The 274-nt window shown below is 62.0% G+C and carries 1 pseudogene; it reads left to right on the top strand.

Going from position 1 to position 274, the window contains the following annotated elements:
* Positions 1-258 (top strand): annotated as a pseudogene (locus SB754_RS20190) (cystathionine beta-lyase); the annotation flags it as partial.
* Positions 259-274: the final 16 nt, after the last annotated feature.

Raw genomic sequence — 274 nt, 5'->3', positions numbered from 1 at the left:
ATGGACACCACGCCGGAGAACATCTACGCGGCGATGGTGACCGGCCCCCAGAACATGCCGGTGTTCAACAACATGAACCTGACCGAGGACGACAAGCGCGACATTATCTCGGCGCTGCTCTACCAGCAGGAAGCGCAGGCCCCCGGCGGCTTCACGCTCGGCTCGCTCGGCCCCGTCTCTGAGGGTCTGTTCATCTGGATCTTCGGCATCGGCGGTCTCATCGCCGTCGCCGTCTGGATCACGGCGAAGTCGAACTAAGCATGTCGAACGATAG

This window comes from Leifsonia sp. SIMBA_070, from assembly GCF_046534635.1.
Lineage (GTDB): Bacteria > Actinomycetota > Actinomycetes > Actinomycetales > Microbacteriaceae > Leifsonia.
This window is presented reverse-complemented; position numbering and strand designations above follow the sequence as displayed.